The sequence below is a fragment of the Pseudomonas sp. NFACC04-2 genome (assembly GCF_900119265.1).
In the GTDB taxonomy this organism is placed as follows: domain Bacteria; phylum Pseudomonadota; class Gammaproteobacteria; order Pseudomonadales; family Pseudomonadaceae; genus Aquipseudomonas; species Aquipseudomonas fluorescens_AA.
The window spans coordinates 82,160-104,095 of the sequence record NZ_FPJC01000013.1; the positions used below are offsets into that span (position 1 = coordinate 82,160).

The 21,936-nt window shown below is 62.1% G+C and carries 16 protein-coding genes; 10 read left to right on the forward strand and 6 right to left on the reverse strand.

The annotated features are described in order from the left end of the window. Positions 1–61: 61 nt before the first annotated feature. The 5 genes from rlmF to BT125_RS18160 all read right to left on the reverse strand — a co-directional run bounded on the left by rlmF (position 62) and on the right by BT125_RS18160 (position 6,786). Positions 62–1,087, reverse strand: a complete 1,026-nt coding sequence (gene rlmF, locus BT125_RS18140; RefSeq protein ID WP_072409076.1) for a 23S rRNA (adenine(1618)-N(6))-methyltransferase RlmF — start codon at positions 1,085–1,087, stop codon at positions 62–64. Positions 1,088–1,342: 255 nt separating this feature from the next. After that, complete coding sequence (locus BT125_RS18145; RefSeq protein ID WP_072408966.1) at positions 1,343–4,189, reverse strand: valine--tRNA ligase; 2,847 nt, start codon at positions 4,187–4,189, stop codon at positions 1,343–1,345. Positions 4,190–4,432: 243 nt separating this feature from the next. Continuing rightward, the gene (locus tag BT125_RS18150) at positions 4,433–4,798 is read right to left on the reverse strand and encodes a DNA polymerase III subunit chi (RefSeq protein ID WP_072408968.1); all 366 of its coding nucleotides are present in this window, start codon (positions 4,796–4,798) and stop codon (positions 4,433–4,435) included. A gap of 8 nt (positions 4,799–4,806) precedes the next feature. Continuing rightward, a complete protein-coding gene (locus tag BT125_RS18155) occupies positions 4,807–5,235 on the reverse strand; it encodes a DNA polymerase III subunit chi (RefSeq protein WP_072408970.1) in 429 nt (142 codons plus the stop codon). A 60-nt stretch (positions 5,236–5,295) separates the two neighbouring features. Then, positions 5,296–6,786, reverse strand: a complete 1,491-nt coding sequence (locus BT125_RS18160) for a leucyl aminopeptidase (protein ID WP_072408972.1) — start codon at positions 6,784–6,786, stop codon at positions 5,296–5,298. A 459-nt stretch (positions 6,787–7,245) separates the two neighbouring features. On the opposite strand from BT125_RS18160, the gene lptF reads away from it, so the two are divergent. From lptF to pdxJ, 8 genes are all read left to right on the forward strand, one after another. Beyond that, the gene (gene lptF, locus BT125_RS18165; protein ID WP_072345612.1) at positions 7,246–8,367 is read left to right on the forward strand and encodes an LPS export ABC transporter permease LptF; all 1,122 of its coding nucleotides are present in this window, start codon (positions 7,246–7,248) and stop codon (positions 8,365–8,367) included. After that, positions 8,360–9,421: an LPS export ABC transporter permease LptG gene (gene lptG / locus BT125_RS18170; protein ID WP_072408974.1), complete on the forward strand. Its 1,062-nt coding sequence runs from the start codon at positions 8,360–8,362 to the stop codon at positions 9,419–9,421. The genes lptF and lptG overlap by 8 nt, the downstream gene beginning before the upstream one ends. A 228-nt stretch (positions 9,422–9,649) precedes the next feature. Further along, a complete protein-coding gene (gene lepA, locus BT125_RS18175; protein ID WP_060740809.1) occupies positions 9,650–11,449 on the forward strand; it encodes a translation elongation factor 4 in 1,800 nt (599 codons plus the stop codon). A gap of 5 nt (positions 11,450–11,454) precedes the next feature. After that, complete coding sequence (gene lepB, locus BT125_RS18180; RefSeq protein WP_072408976.1) at positions 11,455–12,309, forward strand: signal peptidase I; 855 nt, start codon at positions 11,455–11,457, stop codon at positions 12,307–12,309. A gap of 184 nt (positions 12,310–12,493) precedes the next feature. After that, a complete protein-coding gene (rnc, locus tag BT125_RS18185; protein WP_060740811.1) occupies positions 12,494–13,183 on the forward strand; it encodes a ribonuclease III in 690 nt (229 codons plus the stop codon). Next, complete coding sequence (era, locus tag BT125_RS18190; protein ID WP_072345611.1) at positions 13,176–14,078, forward strand: GTPase Era; 903 nt, start codon at positions 13,176–13,178, stop codon at positions 14,076–14,078. Before rnc ends, era begins: the two co-directional genes overlap by 8 nt. 72 nt (positions 14,079–14,150) lie before the next feature. Further along, positions 14,151–14,936: a DNA repair protein RecO gene (gene recO, locus BT125_RS18195; RefSeq protein WP_305882490.1), complete on the forward strand. Its 786-nt coding sequence runs from the start codon at positions 14,151–14,153 to the stop codon at positions 14,934–14,936. A 49-nt stretch (positions 14,937–14,985) separates the two neighbouring features. Next, positions 14,986–15,729, forward strand: a complete 744-nt coding sequence (pdxJ, locus tag BT125_RS18200) for a pyridoxine 5'-phosphate synthase (protein ID WP_072408980.1) — start codon at positions 14,986–14,988, stop codon at positions 15,727–15,729. Between the two features lie 125 nt (positions 15,730–15,854). Here pdxJ and mltF read toward each other — a convergent pair whose 3' ends face one another. After that, positions 15,855–17,315 (reverse strand): membrane-bound lytic murein transglycosylase MltF, encoded by a 1,461-nt coding sequence (gene mltF / locus BT125_RS18205; protein WP_072408982.1) that lies wholly within the window; start codon positions 17,313–17,315, stop codon positions 15,855–15,857. A 288-nt stretch (positions 17,316–17,603) separates the two neighbouring features. On the opposite strand from mltF, the gene purL reads away from it, so the two are divergent. Next, on the forward strand, positions 17,604–21,500 hold the full coding sequence (gene purL / locus BT125_RS18210; RefSeq protein WP_072408983.1) for a phosphoribosylformylglycinamidine synthase: 3,897 nt from the start codon (positions 17,604–17,606) through the stop codon (positions 21,498–21,500). 4 nt (positions 21,501–21,504) lie between these two features. Then, entirely contained in the window at positions 21,505–21,816 is a 312-nt protein-coding gene (locus BT125_RS18215) for a YqfO family protein (protein ID WP_072408985.1), read from the forward strand. The last annotated feature ends 120 nt before the right edge of the window (positions 21,817–21,936 follow it).

Sequence of the window (21,936 nt, forward strand, 5' to 3'; positions counted from 1 at the left end):
CGGAGCGATCCGGGCACGGTTTTTTATTGTCTTGGAAAAAGTGGTCTGTGGTGGGAGGATTTCAATCCTTGCGGACCCAGCGCGCCTGGCGCCAGGCCTGTTGCTGCGCCTCGGTCTGGAAGGTCCAGGCCACGAAGCGGCTCTGCTTCTGGCCCTGGGACATCTCCACCACGTGGCTGTGCAGCGCCCCAGCTTTTTTCAGCGCTGCCTGAATCGCCGGCAGGTTGGAAGCCTTCGACACCAGCGTACTGAACCACAGCACTTGCTGGGCCAGCTTTGCGCTTTCGCTGATCAGCTGTGTGACGAACCGCGCTTCCCCACCCTCGCACCATAGTTCGGCTGCCTGGCCGCCGAAGTTCAGCACCGGCAGTTTGCGTTTCGGATCGGCCTTGCCCAGCGCCCGCCATTTGCGCTGGCTGCCCTTGGTGGCTTCCTCCAGGGACGCGTGGAACGGTGGATTGCACATGGTCAGGTCGAACCGCTCGGCGTCCTCCAGCAAGCCCAGCAAGATCTGCTTGCGGTTGGCTTGCTGGCGAAGCTGGATAGCCTTGTTCAGCCCGTTGGACTGGACAATGGCCTTGGCCGAGGCGATGGCCGTCGGGTCGATCTCCGAGCCGAGGAAGTGCCAGCGGTAGTCGCTGTAGCCGATCAGCGGATAGACGCAGTTGGCGCCCGTGCCGATGTCCAGCACCTTCACTGCCGCACCCCGAGGGATCTCGCCTTCGTTATGGCTGGCGAGCAAATCGGCGAGGAAATGCACATAGTCGGCGCGACCGGGCACCGGCGGGCACAGGTAATCGGCCGGAATGTCCCAATGGGCGATGCCATAGAAGGATTTGAGCAGCGCCCGGTTGAACACCCGCACTGCGTCGGGACTGGCGAAGTCGATGCTTTCCTTGCCGTACGGGTTGATGATCACGAACTTGGCCAATTCAGGCGTGGACTTGATCAACGCCGGGAAGTCGTAGCGGCCCTGGTGACGGTTGCGTGGATGCAGGCTGGCCTTTTCCCGCGGTGCCACGGCTTTGGCCTCGGTGGTGGACTTGGGCTTCTGGCGTGCAGGTTTGGGTGTGCGGGGGGCGGTCATGGGCGGGTCGATTCGGGGATGGCTCAAAAAGTGGCGGGTATTGTCCCACATCCAGACTGGTCTTGATGACTGCGCCGATTAAATGTGGGAGCGGGCTTGCTCGCGAAGGAGGTGTGTCAGTTAACAAATAGGCTATCTGATCCACCGCTTTCGCGAGCAAGCCCGCTCCCACAAGGAGCCTTCATTGTTTGATGGATAGTGCCAGGCATAAAAAAGGAGGTCATCAGGACCTCCTTCTTCGATTGCCAACCGCCGTTACAGGCTGGAGATCCGCCCATGCTGCTCGGCCAGCTTACCCAGGGCCTGTTCGGCCTCGGCCAGTTTGGCCCGTTCCTTCTCAATGACTTCGGCCGGGGCCTTGTCGACGAAACCGGCGTTGGACAGCTTGCCGCCGACCCGCTGCACTTCGCCTTTGAGGCGCTGGATTTCCTTGTCCAGGCGCGCCAGTTCGGCGGCCTTGTCGATCAGGCCAGCCATCGGTACCAGCACTTCCATCTCGCCGACCAGGGCGGTGGCCGACAGTGGTGCTTCTTCGCCGGCGGTCAGCACCGTCACCGACTCGAGCTTCGCCAGCTTCTTGAGCAGCGCTTCGTTTTCGTTGAGGCGGCGCAGGTCGTCGGCGCTGGCATTCTTCAGGAACAGGGTCAGCGGCTTGCCCGGGCCGATGTTCATTTCGGCGCGGATGTTACGCAGGCCCAGCATGAAGGTCTTGAGCCATTCGATGTCGTCCTCGGCTGCCGGATCGATGCGGGTCTCGTTGGCCACCGGCCACGGTTGCAGCATGATCGTCTTGCCCTGGATGCCCGCCAGCGGTGCGATGCGCTGCCAGATTTCCTCGGTGATGAATGGCATGAACGGATGCGCCAGGCGCAGGGCCACTTCCAGCACGCGAACCAGGGTGCGGCGGGTGCCGCGCTGGCGCTCGACCGGTGCGTTCTCGTCCCACAGCACCGGCTTGGACAGCTCCAGGTACCAGTCGCAGTACTGGTTCCAGATGAACTCGTACAAGGCTTGTGCGGCCAGGTCGAAACGGAACTGGTCCAGTTGGCGGGTCACTTCGGCTTCGGTGCGTTGCAACTGGGAAATGATCCAGCGATCAGCCAGGGTCAGTTCGTAAGCTTCGCCGTTCTGACCGCAGTCTTCGCCTTTATCCAGCACGTAGCGCGCGGCGTTCCAGATCTTGTTGCAGAAGTTGCGATAGCCTTCGACGCGACCCATGTCGAACTTGATGTCGCGACCGGTGGACGCCAGCGAGCAGAAGGTGAAACGCAGGGCATCGGTGCCGTAGCTGGCGATGCCCTCGGCGAATTCTTCGCGGGTGGCCTTCTCGATCTTCTTCGCCAGTTTCGGCTGCATGAGGCCGGAGGTGCGTTTCTGCACCAGGGTTTCCAGGTCGATGCCGTCGATGATGTCCAGCGGATCCAGGACGTTGCCCTTGGACTTGGACATCTTCTGGCCCTGACCGTCGCGCACCAGACCGTGGACGTAGACTGTCTTGAACGGCACTTGCGGGGTGCCGTCCTCATTCTTCACCAGATGCATGGTCAGCATGATCATCCGGGCGACCCAGAAGAAAATGATGTCGAAGCCGGTGACCAGCACGTCGGTGGAGTGGAATTTCTTCAGGAACTCGGTCTGCTGCGGCCAGCCCAGGGTCGAGAAGGTCCACAGGCCCGAGCTGAACCAGGTGTCGAGGACGTCGTTGTCCTGCGCCAGGGCGACGTCCGGACCGAGGTTGTGCTTGGCGCGGACTTCGGCTTCATCGCGACCGACATAGACCTTGCCCGATTCGTCGTACCAGGCAGGGATGCGGTGACCCCACCACAGCTGACGGCTGATGCACCAATCCTGGATGTCGCGCATCCACGAGAAGTACATGTTTTCGTATTGCTTGGGCACGAACTGGATGCGGCCGTCTTCCACGGCGGCAATCGCCGGCTCGGCCAGCGGCTTGGTGGACACGTACCACTGGTCGGTCAGCCACGGCTCGATGATGGTGCCGGAGCGGTCGCCTTTCGGGACTTTCAGGGCGTGATCGTCGACGCTGACCAGCAGGCCGGCGGCCTCGAATGCCGCGACGATCTGCTTGCGCGCCTCGAAACGGTCCAGGCCGGCGTATTCGGCCGGCAGCGTGCCGTCGACGCTTTCGTTCAGCGTGCCGTCGAGGTTGAACACCTGGGCCGCCGGCAGCACGTTGGCGTTCTTGTCGAAAATGTTCAGCAGCGGCAGGTTGTGGCGCTTGCCGACTTCGTAGTCGTTGAAGTCGTGGGCCGGGGTGATTTTCACGCAGCCGGTGCCGAATTCAGGGTCGCAGTAATCGTCGCCGATGATCGGGATGCGCCGGCCAACCAAAGGCAGTTCCACGAACTTGCCAATCAGGGCCTTGTAGCGCTCATCGTTAGGGTTCACCGCCACGGCGGCGTCACCGAGCATGGTTTCCGGACGCGTGGTGGCGACGATCAGGTAATCCTTGCCTTCGGCGGTCTTGGCGCCGTCGGCCAGGGGGTACTTGAGGTTCCACAGGAAACCTTTCTCGTCGTGGTTCTCCACTTCGAGGTCGGAAATGGCCGTGTGCAACTTGGTGTCCCAGTTGACGAGACGCTTGCCGCGATAGATCAGCCCGTCTTCATGCAGGCGCACGAAGGCTTCCTTCACCGCTTCCGAAAGACCGTCGTCCATGGTGAAGCGCTCGCGGCTCCAGTCCACGGACGAGCCGAGACGACGGATCTGGCGGCTGATGTTGCCACCGGACTCGTCTTTCCATTCCCAGACTTTCTCGAGGAATTTATCGCGACCCAGGTCGTGGCGATTCTGGCCTTGGGCTTCGAGGCGGCGTTCCACTAGCATCTGCGTGGCGATACCGGCATGGTCGGTGCCCGGCTGCCACAAGGTGTTGCGACCTTGCATGCGACGGAAACGGATCAGGGCGTCCATGATCGCGTTGTTGAAACCGTGGCCCATGTGCAGGCTGCCAGTGACGTTCGGCGGCGGGATCATGATGGTGTAGGAATCGCCCGCGCCTTGCGGAGCGAAATAATTCTCGGACTCCCAGGTGTTGTACCAGGAAGTTTCAATGGCGTGCGGCTGGTAGGTCTTATCCATGCGCGGCGGGACCCTATTGGCATTTATTCAGGAAAAGCCGGGAAGTATAGCGGGCGGGGGAGATGCAAGCCACACGCAGCGAGCTGGAAGCGAGCAGTGATACCGATAGTTTGTGAACACAGTTGAACAATGTGGGAGCGGGCTTGCTCGCGAAAGCGGTGTGTCAGGTATACATGTGCCAGCTGACACACCGCTTTCGCGAGCAAGCCCGCTCCCACAGGGTTATTCGGTGGGTAGAACGGGTTACTCGTAGTGGCTCAGCAACCGCTCCATCCGCGCATCCAGCCGGCGCTTGATCTCGGTTTCGATGTGCGGGGCGAAGTCGTCGATGACGTCTTGCATGATCAACTGTGCCGCAGCGCGTAATTCGCGGTCCAGGTGCAGCAGGGCGTCGGGGCCCTTGGCTTCGGCCTTGGCGGCAGGCTCGGGTTCAGGCTGGCCGTTGATCGGATCGAACAGCAGGGGGATCTGCTCGTCATGCACCGGCTCGGGCACGACCGTGTCGGTCAACAGCGGTGGCTGCAGGTTGTCGTCGCCGAGCAACTGGCGGATCGACTCGAGGTCATCCAGCAGGTGCGCGGGTTTTTGTGGCGATTTTGGAGTGTCCATCGTAGGGCTCAGAGTCGCTGTAAACGGTGGTCTTGCAGAGGATAGCCCTGTTCGCGGTAGAAACGGAAACTCTCCCGCGCGGCTTGTCGGATGGCCGGGTCTTCCACCACCACTTCCGCCACACGGGCGAAGCGCTGGGCAAAGGCCGGTACTTTCAGGTCGAGGTTGACCAGCAGGTCCTGGTGCTGGCCGCAGTCATCTCCCAGTCCCAGCACGATCAGCCCCTCGGGTTCGCTTTCGGCCGGGCCGTGGGGCACGAAACTCTCGCCCTTGAACGCCCATAGGCGTGCGTCCAGGTCATCGCGCTGGGCGGCATCGCTGCAATGCAGGTAGATGCGGTGCCCCATGCGCCAGGCCTTTTCGACGAGCTTGCAGGCGAAATCCAACCGCGCCGACGGATCGGCGCTGGGCAGGATATAGAAATCGACTTTGGTCATTGCGGTTCCTGAGCCGCCGTTGGCGCCACCCGAGGACGACGCCAACAACGGTCATTGGTGTCAGGCCTTGGCGCGGTCCAGCAGGTACTGGGTCAGCAGGGGCACTGGGCGACCGGTGGCGCCTTTGTCCTTGCCGCCGCTGGTCCAGGCCGTGCCGGCGATGTCCAGGTGCGCCCAGTTCAGGTTCTTGGTGAAGCGCGACAGGAAGCACGCCGCGGTGATGGTCCCGGCTTTCGGGCCGCCGATGTTGGCGATGTCGGCGAACGGGCTGTCCAGTTGTTCCTGGTACTCGTCGAACAAGGGCAACTGCCAGGCGCGATCGTCGGCTTGCTGGCCGGCGCTGAGCAATTGGCCGATCAGTTCATCGTTGTTGCCCAGCAGGCCGGAGGTGTGGGCACCGAGGGCGACGACGCAGGCGCCGGTCAGGGTCGCGATGTCGATCACCGCTTGCGGCTTGAAACGCTCGGAGTAGGTGAGGGCGTCACACAGCACCAGGCGGCCTTCGGCATCGGTGTTGAGGATTTCCACGGTCTGGCCGCTCATGGTGGTGACGATGTCGCCCGGACGCGAGGCCGTGCCGCTGGGCATGTTCTCGGCGCAGGCCAGGATGCACACCAGGTTGATCGGCAGTTGCAGTTCGAGCACGGCGCGCAGGGTGCCGAACACGCTCGCGGCGCCGCCCATGTCGTACTTCATTTCATCCATGCCGGCGCCTGGCTTGAGGCTGATGCCGCCGGTGTCGAAGGTGATGCCCTTGCCGACCAGTGCGTATGGCTTCTCGGACTTCTTGCCGCCGTTGTACTGCATGACGATCAGGCGCGGCGGCTGGGCGCTGCCCTGGCCGACGGAATAGAACGAGCCCATGCCCAGGTCCTTGATCTTCTTCTCGTCGAAGACTTCGACCTTCAGGCCCTTGAATTCCTTGCCCAAGGCCTTGGCTTGCTCGCCCATGAACGTCGGGTGGCAGATGTTCGGCGGCAGGTTGCCCAGGTCACGGGTGAAGGCCATACCGTTGGCAATCGCGGTGGCGTGGGTCACGGCGCGCTGGACTTCGGCCTGGGCGGCCTTGATGGTCAGCAGGGTGATTTTCTTCAGGGCGCGGGATTCGGCTTTCTGGCTCTTGAACTGGTCGAACTGGTATTCGCCGTCCACCAGGGTTTCCGCCAGCAGGCGGTTCTTGCCGTAGCTGTCGCGACCCTTGACCACCAACTCGTCCAACGCCAGGACGGCATCGGTACCGCCCAGGCCCTTGAGGGTGCCCAACACGCCGGCGATGATTTTACGGAACGGACGGTCGCCCAGTTCGGCGTCCTTGCCCACGCCCACCAGCAGCACCCGATCAGCCTTGAGGTTGGGCAGGCTGTGCAGCAACAGGCTCTGGCCGACCTTGCCGGCCAGGTCGCCGCGCTTGAGCACGGCGCTGATGGCACCGCCGCTCAGGCTGTCGAGCTGGGTGGCGACGACGCCGAGCTTGCGGTTTTCACCAACGGCAACCACCAGCGTGGCGGTTTTCAACGTTTCTGGGCTGACGCTTTTTACAACCAGTTCCATGTCCGGATCCCTGAGTGAATGGTCAAGAGGCCAGGCGCCGACACAATGGCGCGCTGAGCGAGCTTCTTCTTATATAAAAGAAGCGCCGGTGTTTGCCGGCGACAAAGGCCGCAGTTTGAACCTCGGCGCCTGAGCCTGACAACCCTCGACGGCGCTAACTTTTGGCTTTAAGCACCGGTTTAAAGCGTGCGAAGTGACAGGCGCCTCCAATCACAGGATAATGCGGCTCTTTTTTCGGCGGTTCGCGTTGGCGGACCGGCTCGATACGTTTGCTTGTTTGGCCGCCTTAAGGGTTTGTATGAAAAGTCGCCGAGCGGCGATCAGGCAAGGCGAAAACAGGCGAGGAAGCGGAGTTGACTGGCTGTCAATGAGCATTCCGAGCCTGTTTTCAACGCAGCATGATCGTCGCGCAGGCACTTTTTATACAAAACCCAGCCTGACAACCCTGGAGTGTCTGGTGTGATCGTCTTTCGTTATCTATCCCGCGAAGTCCTGCTGACCCTGAGCGCCGTGAGCGCCGTGCTGCTGGTCATCATCATGAGCGGACGTTTCATCAAATACCTTGCCCAGGCGGCCTCCGGCGCCCTGGATCCGGGCTCCCTGTTCCTGATCATGGGGTTCCGCCTGCCGGGCTTCCTGCAACTGATCCTGCCGCTGGGGTTGTTCCTCGGCATTTTGCTGGCCTATGGGCGCCTGTACCTGGACAGCGAAATGACCGTGCTGTCGGCCACGGGCATGAGCCAGCAACGGCTGTTTCGCATGACCCTGTTCCCGGCCACATTGGTGGCGCTGGTGGTGGCCTGGCTGAGCCTGAGCCTATCGCCTCAGGGCGCCAACCAATTCCAACTGCTGATCAACCAGCAGGACGCCATGACCGAGTTCGACACCCTGGTGCCAGGGCGTTTCCAGGCCCTGCGCGACGGCACGCGGGTGACCTACACCGAACAGCTCTCGGATGACCGGATCGACCTGGGCGGCGTCTTCATTACGCAAAAGAACCTGTCTTCGGACACCAAGAAGGACCGTGGCATTTCCGTGCTGGTGGCCGAGAAGGGCCGGCAGGAAATCAACCCCGACGGCAACCGCTACCTGATCCTGCACAATGGCTATCGCTACGATGGCAAGCCGGGGCAGGCCGACTACCGGGCCATCAAGTACGACACCTATGGCGTGCTGTTGCCCAAGCCCGAGGTCAGCGACGAAGTCACCGATCGCGACGCGATGCCGACCGCCAGCCTGCTGGGCAACAAGGACATTCGTGCCCGCACCGAGCTGCAATGGCGCCTGTCGTTGCCGCTGCTGGTGTTCATCGTGACACTCATGGCGGTCCCGTTGTCGCGGGTCAACCCGCGCCAGGGCCGTTTCCTCAAGTTGCTGCCGGCGATTCTCCTATACATGGCTTACCTGACCATCCTGATTTCCGCCCGCGGCGCCCTGGAGAAGGGCAAGATCCCGCCGGCGCTGGGCTTGTGGTGGGTGCATGGCATCTTCCTGGCCATCGGCCTGGGGTTGCTCTATTGGGAGCCCCTGCGCCTGAAACTGGCCAGTCGTCGCAGCGCGCTGGAGGTGGCCCGTGGTTAAGCTCGACCGCTACATCGGCAGCAGCGTGTTCATGGCGATCCTCGCGGTGCTGGGGATCATCCTTGGCCTGGCGACCCTGTTTGCCTTCATCGATGAAATGAGCGACGTCAGCGACACCTATACCCTGACGGACGTGGCGAGCTACGTGCTGCTGACCGCGCCTCGGCGCCTGTACGACATGCTGCCGATGGCGGCGCTGATCGGTTGCCTGATCGGCCTGGGCAGCCTGGCCAGCAACAGCGAGCTGACCATCATGCGCGCCGCAGGCGTGTCCATTGGTCGGATCGTCTGGGCGGTGATGAAGCCGATGCTGGTGCTGATGCTGGTGGGTGTGTTGATCGGCGAATACATTGCCCCGGCCACCGAGAACACCGCCCAGGCCAACCGTTCCCTGGCCCAGGGCGGCGGTGATGCGCAAAGCGCCAAGCACGGCCTGTGGCACCGCCAGGGCGACGAGTTCATCCACATCAACTCGGTCCAGCCCAATGGCATCCTCTATGGCGTGACCCGCTATCGTTTCGACGACCAGCGGCACATGCTGTCAGCGAGCTTCGCCAAGCGCGCGAATTTCGCCGAGGACCACTGGCAACTGAGTGATGTCACCACCACCCTGTTCCATGACAAACGCACCGAAGTGGTCGCCGCCCCGCAAGAGCGTTGGGACGTGTCGATCAGCCCGCAGTTGCTCAGCACTGTGGTGATGGCGCCGGAGTCGCTGTCGATTACCGGTTTGTGGGGCTATATCCACTACCTGGCGGACCAGGGCCTGAACAATGGCCGCTACTGGCTGGCTTTTTGGGTCAAAGTGTTGCAACCGCTGGTCACCGCCGCCCTGGTGTTGATGGCGATTTCCTTCATTTTCGGCCCGCTGCGTTCGGTGACCCTTGGTCAACGAGTGTTTACCGGCGTGCTGGTGGGTTTCACCTTCCGTATCGCCCAGGATCTGCTGGGGCCGTCGAGCCTGGTGTTTGGTTTCTCGCCGCTGTTTGCGGTGCTGGTCCCTGCGGCTGTCTGCGCGTTGGCCGGGCTCTGGTTGCTGCGCAGGGCGGGTTGACCCCAATTCTTGTGGCGAGCAGGCTTCATGTGGCGAGGGGATTTATCCCCGTTGGACTGCCCAGCAGTCCCCAGCATCCTCCCTGGCGCATCGCCAGGGCTGATAGGTCGAGGGCTGCTTCGCAGCCCAGCGGGGATAAATCCCCTCGCCACAATGGCGTCTGTATCAGGTACAATTCCCGGCTATTTTTCGGCGGGCCATGCCTGCAGCCTTTTTGAGTGTTGATCCGTGAGTGATTTGAGTCATATCCGCAATTTCTCCATCATCGCCCACATTGACCATGGCAAGTCGACGCTGGCTGATCGCTTCATCCAGATGTGCGGCGGCCTGGCCGAGCGTGAAATGGAAGCCCAGGTCCTGGACTCCATGGACCTCGAGCGTGAGCGCGGGATCACCATCAAGGCCCACAGCGTTACCCTCTATTACAAGGCCCGCGACGGCGTCACTTATCAGCTGAACTTCATCGATACTCCGGGCCACGTCGACTTCACCTATGAAGTCAGCCGCTCGCTGGCGGCCTGTGAAGGGGCGTTGCTGGTGGTCGATGCCGGCCAGGGCGTCGAGGCACAGTCGGTTGCCAACTGCTACACGGCCATCGAGCAGGGTCTGGAAGTCATGCCGGTGCTGAACAAGATCGACCTGCCCCAGGCCGATCCGGACCGCGTGAAGGAAGAAATCGAGAAAATCATCGGCATCGACGCCACCGACGCGGTCACCTGCAGCGCCAAGACCGGCCTGGGCGTGGATGAAGTGCTCGAACGCCTGGTCACCACCATCCCCGCGCCAACCGGCAACATCGAAGATCCGCTGCAAGCGTTGATCATCGACTCCTGGTTCGACAACTACCTGGGCGTGGTCTCCCTGGTTCGCGTGCGCCATGGCCGCGTGAAAAAGGGCGACAAGATCCTGGTCAAGTCCACCGGCAAGATCCACTTGGTGGACAGCGTCGGGGTCTTCAACCCGAAACATACTGCCACCGTCGACCTGAAGGCCGGCGAAGTGGGCTTCATTATCGCCGGCATCAAGGACATCCACGGGGCGCCGGTCGGCGATACCCTGACCTTGAGCTCCACCCCCGACGTCGATGTGCTGCCCGGTTTCAAGCGTATCCAACCGCAGGTCTACGCCGGCCTGTTCCCGGTCAGCTCCGACGACTTCGAGGATTTCCGCGAAGCCCTGCAAAAGCTGACCCTGAACGACTCGTCCCTGCAATACACCCCGGAAAGCTCCGACGCCCTGGGCTTCGGTTTCCGCTGCGGGTTCCTGGGCATGTTGCACATGGAAATCATCCAGGAGCGCCTGGAGCGCGAGTACGACCTGGACCTGATCACCACGGCACCGACGGTAATCTTCGAGCTGCTGCTCAAGAACGGCGAAACCCTCTACGTCGACAACCCGTCCAAGCTGCCGGACCTGTCGGCCATCGAAGACATGCGCGAGCCGATCGTGCGGGCCAACATCCTTGTGCCTCAGGAGCACCTGGGTAACGTCATTACCCTGTGCATCGAGAAACGCGGCGTACAGCACGACATGCTGTTCCTTGGCACGCAGGTCCAAGTGACCTACGACCTGCCGATGAACGAAGTGGTGCTGGACTTCTTCGACCGTCTCAAATCCACCAGTCGCGGCTATGCTTCGCTGGACTATCATTTCGATCGTTACCAATCGGCTAATCTGGTGAAACTGGATGTGCTGATCAACGGTGAGAAAGTCGATGCCCTGGCATTGATCGTGCACCGTGACAACGCGCACTACAAAGGTCGTGCATTGACCGAGAAGATGAAGGAACTGATTCCGCGGCAGATGTTCGATGTGGCAATCCAGGCCGCCATTGGCGGGCAGATTGTGGCGCGTACAACCGTCAAGGCGCTCAGAAAGAACGTATTGGCCAAATGCTACGGCGGCGACGTCAGCCGTAAGCGCAAGCTGTTGGAAAAGCAGAAGGCCGGTAAAAAACGCATGAAGCAGGTCGGTAACGTGGAAATTCCACAGGAAGCCTTCCTTGCGGTGCTCAGGTTGGATAGTTAGGTCCTATGTCGCTAAATTTCCCGCTGTTGCTGGTTATCGCCGTGTTTGTCTGCGGCCTGTTGGCGTTGCTTGATCTGTTGTTCCTGGCGCCTCGGCGCCGGGCGGCCATCGCCTCTTATCAGGGCAGCGTCAGCCAGCCTGATGGTGTGGTGATCGAAAAGCTCAGCAAGGAACCGCTGCTGGTCGAATACGGCAAGTCGTTCTTCCCGGTGCTGTTCATCGTCCTGGTGCTGCGCTCGTTCCTGGTGGAGCCGTTCCAGATTCCGTCCGGTTCGATGAAGCCGACCCTGGATGTGGGCGATTTCATTCTGGTGAACAAGTTCTCCTACGGAATCCGCCTGCCGGTGATCGACAAGAAAGTCATCGAGGTGGGTGATCCGCAACGCGGCGATGTCATGGTGTTCCGCTTCCCGAGCGACCCGAACGTCAACTACATCAAGCGCGTGGTCGGCTTGCCAGGCGACACGATCCGCTACACTGCCGACAAGCGTCTGTTCGTCAATGGCGAATCAGTGGCCGAACAATTGCTTGGCTCCGAGCCGGGTACGTTGGGCAGTGCCGAACTCTATCGGGAAAAACTCGGCGAGGCCGAACACCTGATCCGCAAGGAAATGAGCCGCTACCGCGCAACGCCAGACCGTTCGTGGACCGTGCCGGCGGGGCACTATTTCATGATGGGTGACAACCGCGACAACTCCAACGACAGCCGTTACTGGGATGATCCGAACATTCCCAAGGACCTGCTGGGCATGGTCCCGGACCGGAACATCGTCGGCAAGGCCTTTGCGGTCTGGATGAGCTGGCCGGAACCCAAACTCAGCCACCTGCCGAATTTCTCGCGGGTTGGCCTGATCAAGTAATCCCACACGGCGCTGTTGAACACAGCGCCGAATGCTTTTCTGGAGCCTGCACAAGGTTGCCCGGAGGCATGAAGCCAACGATAGTCAGGACGTCATTTTTGAACACAGCGTTAATTGTCCCAAGCCAACGGTGCCTTGCCACCGTGGCGGTGGAATCCAGCCACGAACTCAGCGTGGGTAAACCGTGAGCGTTTCTCTCAGCCGTCTCGAGCGTCAGCTCGGCTACACCTTCAAGGACCCGGACCTGATGCTCCTGGCCCTCACTCACCGCAGTTTTGCCGGGCGCAACAACGAGCGCCTGGAATTCCTCGGTGATGCCATCCTCAATTTCGTGGCCGGTGAGGCGCTGTTCGAGCGCTTCCCGCTGGCCCGCGAAGGCCAGTTGTCGCGTTTGCGCGCGCGTTTGGTAAAAGGTGAGACCCTGGCCGTACTGGCCCGTGGTTTCGACCTGGGCGAATACCTGCGCCTGGGCTCCGGTGAATTGAAAAGCGGCGGTTTCCGTCGCGAGTCGATTCTGGCCGATGCCTTGGAAGCGTTGATTGGCGCGATCTACCTGGACTCAGGCATGGACATGGCGCGCGAACGCGTGCTGGCCTGGCTGACTTCAGAGATTGACAGCCTGACGCTGGTGGACACCAACAAGGATCCGAAGACCCGTTTGCAGGAATTCCTGCAATCGCGCAGTTGCGAACTGCCGCGCTATGAAGTGGTGGATATCCAGGGTGAGCCGCATTGCCGAACCTTCTTCGTCGAATGCGAAGTTGTCCTACTGAATGAAAAAAGCCGGGGTCAGGGTGTGAGCCGTCGTATTGCCGAACAGGTAGCGGCCGCCGCAGCACTGATTGCCCTCGGCGTGGAGAATGGCAATGACTGATACAACCGTCACCCGCTGCGGCTATGTCGCCATTGTCGGTCGGCCGAACGTGGGCAAGTCCACGCTGCTGAACCACATCCTGGGCCAGAAACTGGCGATCACCTCGCGCAAGCCCCAGACCACTCGCCACAACATGCTGGGCATCAAGACCGAAGGCGCCGTGCAGGCGATCTACGTCGACACCCCGGGCATGCACAAGGGTGGCGAAAAGGCCTTGAACCGCTACATGAACAAGACGGCCTCGGCGGCGTTGAAAGACGTCGACGTGGTGATCTTCGTGGTCGATCGCACCAAATGGACCGAAGAAGACCAGATGGTCCTCGAGCGTGTCCAGTACGTCACCGGCCCGCTGATCGTGGCACTGAACAAGACCGACCGCATCGAAGACAAGGCTGAACTGATGCCGCACCTGTCCTGGTTGCAGGAACAGTTGCCCAACGCCCAGATCATCCCGATCTCTGCCCAGCACGGCCATAACCTCGACGCGCTGGAGCGGGTGATTGCCGAACACCTGCCGGAAAACGATCATTTCTTCCCTGAAGACCAGATCACCGACCGCAGCAGCCGTTTCCTCGCCGCCGAACTGGTGCGCGAGAAAATCATGCGACAGATGGGCGCCGAGCTGCCGTACCAGATCACGGTCGAGATCGAAGAGTTCAAGCAACAGGGCAAGACCCTGCACATTCATGCGCTGATCCTCGTCGAACGTGACGGTCAGAAGAAAATCATCATTGGTGACAAGGGCGAGCGCATCAAGCGCATCGGCACCGAGGCGCGCAAGGACATGGAGCTGCTGTTCGACTCCAAGATCATGCTCAACCTGTGGGTCAAGGTGAAGGGCGGCTGGTCCGATGACGAGCGTGCGCTGCGTTCGTTGGGTTACGGCGACCTGTAATCCATCCGGCAGTACACCACGGACCTTGTGGGAGCGGGCTTGCTCGCGAATGCGTCCTGTCAGTCGACATCATTGTTAACTGACACACCGCATTCGCGAGCAAGCCCGCTCCCACATTGGTTTGGGGTCGTTTATAAAATTGTGCTCCGTCAGCGAGACTCCATTTCCATGTCCCCAACCCAACCCACCGGCCAACCCGCCTACGTTCTCCACAGCCGCGCCTACCGCGAAAGCAGTGCCCTGGTGGACTTCCTCACGCCCCAAGGGCGGCTGCGGGCGGTGTTGCGGGGAGCGCGGGGCAAGGCCGGGACGCTGGCGCGGCCGTTCGTGCCGCTGGAAGTCGAGTTTCGCGGGCGGGGCGAGTTGAAGAATGTCGGGCGCATGGAAAGCAACGGCGTCGCCGCCTGGCTCAACGGCGAGGCGTTGTTCAGCGGCTTGTACCTCAATGAACTGCTGATCCGCCTGCTGCCCGCCGAAGATCCTCACCCGGCCGTCTTCGACCACTACGCCGCCACGTTGCTGGCCCTGGCCGAAGGCCGTCCGCTGGAGCCGCTGCTGCGTTCGTTCGAATGGCGGCTGCTGGATGACCTGGGCTATGGCTTCGCCTTGAGCACCGACCTGCACGGCGAACCCATCGCCGCCGACGGCCTCTACCGTTTGCAAGTGGATGCTGGCCTGGAGCGGGTCTACCTGCTGCAACCGGGGCTGTTCAATGGCGCCGAGCTGCTGGCCATGGCCGAGGCCGACTGGAGCGCGCCGGGTGCCTTGTCGGCGGCCAAGCGTCTGATGCGCCAAGCCCTGGCCGTGCATCTGGGCGGTCGGCCCCTGGTCAGTCGCGAGCTGTTTCGCAAGCCCTGATCAACCCGTATGCTGTGAGCCGACTATCTGTCCCTTCAGGAGCCTTTTTGTGAGCACCAGCAATCGCATTCTTCTCGGCGTGAACATCGACCATGTCGCCACCCTGCGCCAGGCCCGCGGTACGCGCTACCCGGATCCGGTCAAGGCCGCGCTGGACGCGGAAGAGGCGGGGGCCGACGGCATCACCGTGCACCTGCGCGAAGACCGTCGCCACATTCAGGAGCGCGACGTGCTGCTGCTCAAGGACGTGCTGCAAACCCGCATGAACTTCGAAATGGGCGTGACCGAAGAAATGATGGCGTTCGCTGAGCTCATCCGCCCGGCGCACATCTGCCTGGTGCCGGAGACGCGCCAGGAGCTGACCACCGAAGGCGGCCTCGACGTAGCGGGACAGGAATCGCGGATCAGCCTGGCGGTGGAACGTCTGTCGAAGATCGGTGCCGAGGTATCGCTGTTCATCGATGCCGACGAACGGCAGATCGAAGCGTCCAAGCGGGTCGGCGCCCCGGCCATTGAACTGCACACCGGTCGTTACGCCGATGCTGAAACCCCCACCGACGTGGCTGACGAGCTGCAGCGGGTCGCCGATGGCGTTGCCTTTGGCCTGGCCCAGGGCTTGATCGTCAACGCCGGCCATGGCCTGCACTACCACAACGTCGAAGCCGTCGCGGCCATCAAGGGCATCAACGAGCTGAACATCGGCCACGCGCTGGTGGCCCATGCGTTGTTCGTCGGGTTCAAGTCGGCGGTGGCGGAAATGAAAGCGCTGATCCTGGCTGCCGCCAAGTCCTGACCGCAGCCACCATCCCCTGTGAGAGCGAGCTTGCTCGCGATAGCGGACTGACAGTCAACATCAATGCTGAAGGTCAGGCCCTCATCGCGAGCAAGCTCGCTCCCACAGAGGATGTGGTGACTTAATTAAAGCTGCGGGGATTCCTGGTTCGGCTTGCTCTTGTCCACGCCCGGCACGTGCAGGTTGCCCTCGGCCACCTGGTCGCCTTCGAGCTGTGGCTGCGTGACCCAGGTCAGGATGTCGTAGTAGCGGCGGATGTTCGCCACGAAATGCACCGGTTCGCCGCCCCGGGCGTAGCCGTAGCGAGTCTTGCTGTACCACTGTTTCTGGGACAAGCGCGGCAGGATCTTCTTCACATCCAGCCACTTGTCCGGATTCAGTCCTTCCTTGGCCGCCAGTTTGCGGGCGTCGTCCAGGTGGCCGCTGCCAACGTTGTAGGCAGCCAGGGCGAACCAGGTGCGGTCGGGCTCCTCGATGCTTTCGTCCAGTTGGTCCTTCATGTAGGCCAGGTACTTGGCGCCGCCCATGATGCTTTGCTTCGGGTCCAGGCGGTTGGACACGCCCATGGCCTGGGCGGTGTTCTGGGTCAGCATCATCAGGCCGCGCACGCCGGTCTTGGACGTGACTGCCGGTTGCCACAGCGACTCTTGATAGCCGATCGCGGCCAGCAGGCGCCAATCGACTTTTTCCTGCTTGGCGTAGGCCTTGAAGTGCTGTTCGTATTTGGGCAGGCGTTGTTGCAGGTGCTGGGCGAACGTGGTGGCGCCCATGTAGCCGAGGACATCGACGTGGCCGTAGTAGCGGTCCTTGAGGCGTTGCAGCGTGCCGTTCTTCTGCACTTTGTCGAGGTAGCTGTTGATCTCGTTGAGCAGGCTGTTGTCTTCACCTGGGGCCACTGCCCAGCTCTGGCTGCGGGCATCGCCGAGGTCGAAGGCCACGCGCACATTGGGGAAGTACACTTGGTTCATCGCCACTTCGTTGGAGTCCACCAAGGTGAGGTCGATCTGGCCCTCGTCGACCATGCGTAGCAGGTCGACCACTTCAACCGCGTCGGACTCTTCGTATTCGATGCCCGGGTATTGCTGCTTCAACTGTGCCAGTTGTTCGGCGTGGGTGCTGCCCTTGAGCACCATGATCTTCTTGCCCGCCAGGGCCGCTGCGTCGGTGGGGCGCGACTGGCCGTTGCGGTAGATGACCTGCGGAGTGACTTCCAGGTAGGCGTGGGAAAACCGCACCTGCTTCTTGCGCTGTTCGCTGCTGACCAGGCCCGCGGCCGCCAATACCGGGCCGTTGGGCTTGCCGATCTGGCTGAACAGGTCGTCGAGGTTGTCAGCGGTCTCGATCTTCAGCTCCACCCCCAAATCGTCGGCGAAGCGTTTCACCAGCTCGTACTCGAAGCCGGTTTCACCGTTGCGATCCTGGAAGTAGGTGGCAGGGCTGTTTCGGGTAACCACCCGCAGCACGCCATCCTCCTTTACGCGCTCCAGTGTGTTGGGTTTCTCAACACAACCACTGAGCACCAGGAAGAGTCCGGTTGCGATCAGCCATTTGGCATATCGCGGACGCAAAGCCGTTGGGGAAAACATCTGCGCAGTATACGCAAACGGCCCCTACCGCCATATCTCGACAGCAAAAGGCCAGTCTGCTAGCAGTTGCAAAACATGTCCGCAACACCGGCCGGCCGGGGTGCGGCGGGCTTTGCACCGCTGAAAAATATCTCTGTGGGCACCTTGGTGCGGGGGCCCAATACCTCCGTATGTGCAAAGACCGACATTCGGCCAGCACCGTGCGTGCCGTTTCGGGTGCCGTTGCCGGCGGTTTAGGCTAGAATGCACGGCCTCAAAGCACACCCCCTTCCCGAGGCTGTCCCGAAGATGTTGATCCTGCGCGGCGCTCCTGCCCTTTCTGCCTTTCGCCACAGCAAACTCCTTGAGCAACTGACCCAAAAGGTTCCGGCTGTCAGTGGCTTGTATGCTGAATTCGCTCACTTCGCCGAAGTCACCGGCGGTTTGACCGGCGACGAACAGCAGGTGCTCGCGCGCCTTCTGAAGTACGGCCCCAGTGTTCCTGTCCAGGAGCCGGCCGGTCGCCTGTTCCTGGTGCTGCCGCGTTTCGGCACCATTTCGCCGTGGTCGAGCAAGGCCAGCGACATCGCCCGCAATTGCGGCCTGGCGAAGATCCAGCGCCTGGAGCGCGGCATTGCCTTTTATGTCGCCGGTGAGTTCAGCGAGGCCGAGGCCCGGTTGATCGCCGAAGGCCTGCATGACCGCATGACCCAAGTCGTGCTGGGCAACCTGGAGCAGGCCGCCGGTCTGTTCAGCCACGCCGAACCCAAGCCGCTGACGGCCATCGACGTACTGGGCGGCGGCCGTGCCGCACTGGAAAAAGCCAACGCCGAACTGGGCCTGGCCCTGGCCGAAGACGAGATCGATTACCTGGTCAATGCCTTCCAGGGCTTGAAGCGCAACCCGCACGACATCGAACTGATGATGTTCGCCCAGGCCAACTCCGAGCACTGCCGCCACAAGATCTTCAACGCCAGTTGGGACATTGACGGCCAGAGCCAGGAAAAAAGCCTGTTCGGCATGATCAAGAACACCTATCAGATGCATAACGAAGGTGTGCTGTCGGCCTACAAGGACAATGCGGCGGTGATCGTCGGCAACGTTGCCGGTCGCTTCTACCCGAACCCCGAGACCCGCCAGTACGGTGCGGTCCAGGAGCCGGTGCACATCCTGATGAAGGTCGAGACCCACAACCACCCGACCGCCATTGCGCCGTTCCCGGGTGCGTCCACCGGTTCCGGTGGCGAGATCCGCGACGAAGGCGCCACCGGGCGTGGCGCCAAGCCCAAGGCCGGCCTGACCGGCTTCACCGTGTCGAATCTGCAGATCCCAGGCTTCGAACAGCCGTGGGAAAAGCCCTACGGCAAGCCTGAGCGTATCGTCAACGCCCTCGACATCATGATCGAAGGTCCCCTGGGGGGCGCGGCGTTCAACAACGAATTCGGTCGTCCGGCCCTGACCGGCTACTTCCGTACCTTCGAACAGTCCATCAGCACCCCCCGTGGTGAAGAAGTCCGTGGTTACCACAAGCCGATCATGCTCGCGGGCGGCATGGGCAACATCCGCGCCGAACACGTGCAGAAAGGCGAGATCCTGGTCGGCTCCAAGCTGATCGTCCTCGGCGGCCCGGCCATGTTGATCGGCCTGGGTGGCGGCGCGGCGTCCTCCATGGCCACCGGCACCAGCTCGGCCGACCTGGACTTCGCCTCGGTCCAGCGGGAAAACCCGGAAATGGAACGCCGTTGCCAGGAAGTCATCGACCGTTGCTGGCAGTTGGGTGAACACAACCCCATCAGCTTCATCCACGACGTCGGCGCCGGCGGCCTGTCCAACGCCTTCCCGGAATTGGTCAACGACGGTGGCCGCGGTGGTCGCTTCGAACTGCGCAACATTCCGAACGACGAGCCGGGCATGGCCCCGCACGAAATCTGGAGCAACGAATCCCAGGAACGTTACGTCCTGGCGGTCGGCCCAGCCGACTTCGAACGCTTCCAGGCCATCTGCGAGCGTGAACGCTGCCCGTTCGCGGTAGTGGGGGAAGCCACCGCCGAGCCGCAACTGACCGTCACCGACAGCCACTTCGGCAACAGTCCGGTGGACATGCCGCTGGAAGTGCTGCTGGGCAAGGCCCCGCGCATGCACCGTTCGGCGGTTCGCGAAGCGGAGCTGGGCGATGATTTCGATCCGTCCACCCTCGACCTCGCCGAGTCCATCGAACGTGTACTGCATCACCCGGCCGTGGCGAGCAAGAGCTTCCTGATCACCATCGGCGACCGCACCATCACCGGCCTTGTGGCCCGTGATCAGATGGTCGGCCCATGGCAGGTGCCGGTGGCCGACGTGGCCGTGACCGCCACCAGCTTCGACGTCTACACCGGCGAAGCCATGGCGATGGGCGAGCGCACGCCGCTGGCGCTGCTGGATGCCCCGGCCTCGGGTCGCATGGCGATCGGCGAGACCCTGACCAACATCGCGGCTTCGCGCATCGGCAAGATTTCCGACATCAAGCTGTCGGCCAACTGGATGTCCGCCGCCGGCCACCCGGGTGAAGACGCCCGCCTGTACGACACCGTCAAGGCTGTCGGCATGGAGCTGTGCCCTGAGCTGGGCATCACCATTCCGGTGGGCAAGGACTCCATGTCCATGGCCACGCGCTGGAACGACGAAGGCGTGGACAAGAGCGTGACCTCGCCGCTGTCGCTGATCGTGACCGGTTTCGCCCCGGTCACCGACATCCGCCAGACCCTGACCCCGCAACTGCGCATGGACAAGGGCACCACCGACCTGATCCTGATCGACCTGGGCCGTGGCCAGAACCGCATGGGCGCCTCGATCCTGGCCCAGGTGCATGGCAAGCTCGGTTCGCAAGCGCCGGACGTCGACGATGCCGAAGACCTGAAGGCGTTCTTCGCCGTCATCCAAGGCCTCAACGCCGACGGTCATCTGCTGGCCTACCACGACCGTTCCGACGGTGGTTTGCTGACCACCGTGGTGGAAATGGCCTTCGCCGGGCATTGCGGCCTGAGCCTGACCCTCGACAGCGTTGCCGAGTCCACGGCTGAAATCCCGGCCATCCTGTTCAACGAAGAGTTGGGCGCGGTGATCCAGGTTCGCCAGGACGCTACCCCGGACATCCTCGCCCAGTTCAGCGCCGCCGGTCTGGCCGATTGCGTCTCGGTGATCGGCCAGCCGATCAACAACGCCCACATCAACATCACCTTCAACGGCGACACCGTCTTTGAAGGCCAGCGCCGCCTGTTGCAGCGCCAGTGGGCTGAAACCAGTTACCAGATCCAGCGCCTGCGCGACAACGCCGAGTGTGCCGAGCAGGAATTCGACGCGCTGCTGGAAGAAGACAACCCGGGCCTGAGTGCCAAGCTCAGCTACGACGTCAACCACGACGTGGCGGCGCCCTACATCAAAAAAGGCATTCGCCCACAAGTGGCGGTCCTGCGTGAGCAGGGCGTCAACGGCCAGGTGGAGATGGCGGCGGCGTTCGACCGTGCCGGCTTCAACGCGATCGACGTGCACATGAGCGACATCCTGGCCGGTCGTGTCGACCTGAACGACTTCAAGGGCATGGTCGCCTGCGGCGGTTTCTCCTACGGAGATGTGCTCGGTGCCGGTGAGGGCTGGGCCAAGTCGGCGCTGTTCAACAGCCGCGCCCGCGACGCGTTCCAAGGCTTCTTCGAGCGCACCGACAGTTTCACACTCGGCGTGTGCAACGGTTGCCAGATGATGTCCAACCTGCACGAGTTGATTCCGGGCAGCGAGTTCTGGCCGCACTTCGTGCGTAACCGTTCCGAGCAGTTCGAAGCGCGCGTGGCGATGGTCCAGGTGCAGGAATCGAACTCGATCTTCCTGCAGGGCATGGCCGGTTCGCGCATGCCGATCGCTATCGCCCACGGCGAAGGCCACGCGGAATTCGAAAGCGAAGAAGCCTTGCTCGAAGCCGACCTGTCCGGTTGCGTGTCGCTGCGGTTTGTCGACAACCATGGCAAGGTCACCGAAACCTACCCGGCCAACCCGAACGGCTCGCCGCGCGGGATCACCGGCCTGACCAGCCGCGACGGCCGTGTCACGATCATGATGCCGCACCCGGAGCGGGTGTTCCGCGCGGTGCAGAACTCGTGGCGTTCGGACGACTGGAACGAAGACGCACCCTGGATGCGCATGTTCCGTAACGCCCGCGTCTGGGTGAACTAAGACGGTGTACAAGCTCTGCTTCTTCGTCCCGGCCAGTCACGTGGACGAGGTCAAGAACGCCGTATTCGCTGCCGGTGGCGGGCGAATCGGCGACTATGACCACTGTGCCTGGCAAGTGTTGGGCCTGGGCCAGTTCCGCCCTTTGGACGGCAGCCAGCCGTTCATTGGCGAGGTGGGGCAGGTCGAGCAGATCGAGGAGTGGAAGGTAGAGCTTGTCGTTGCCGATGAGCTGATTCGTGGGGTGGTGAACGCGCTGAAACAAAGCCATCCCTACCAGACGCCGGCGTATGAAGTATGGCGACTGGAGGATTTCTGATCCTTCGCGCGTCGAATGAGGAACCCGCTGATTCAATCAGCGGGTTTTTTGTTTAAGAGCTAAAACCATGCCCGCCAGCGCAAGCCGATTCCCACGTTCCAGTGGATCCAGAAACTGTGG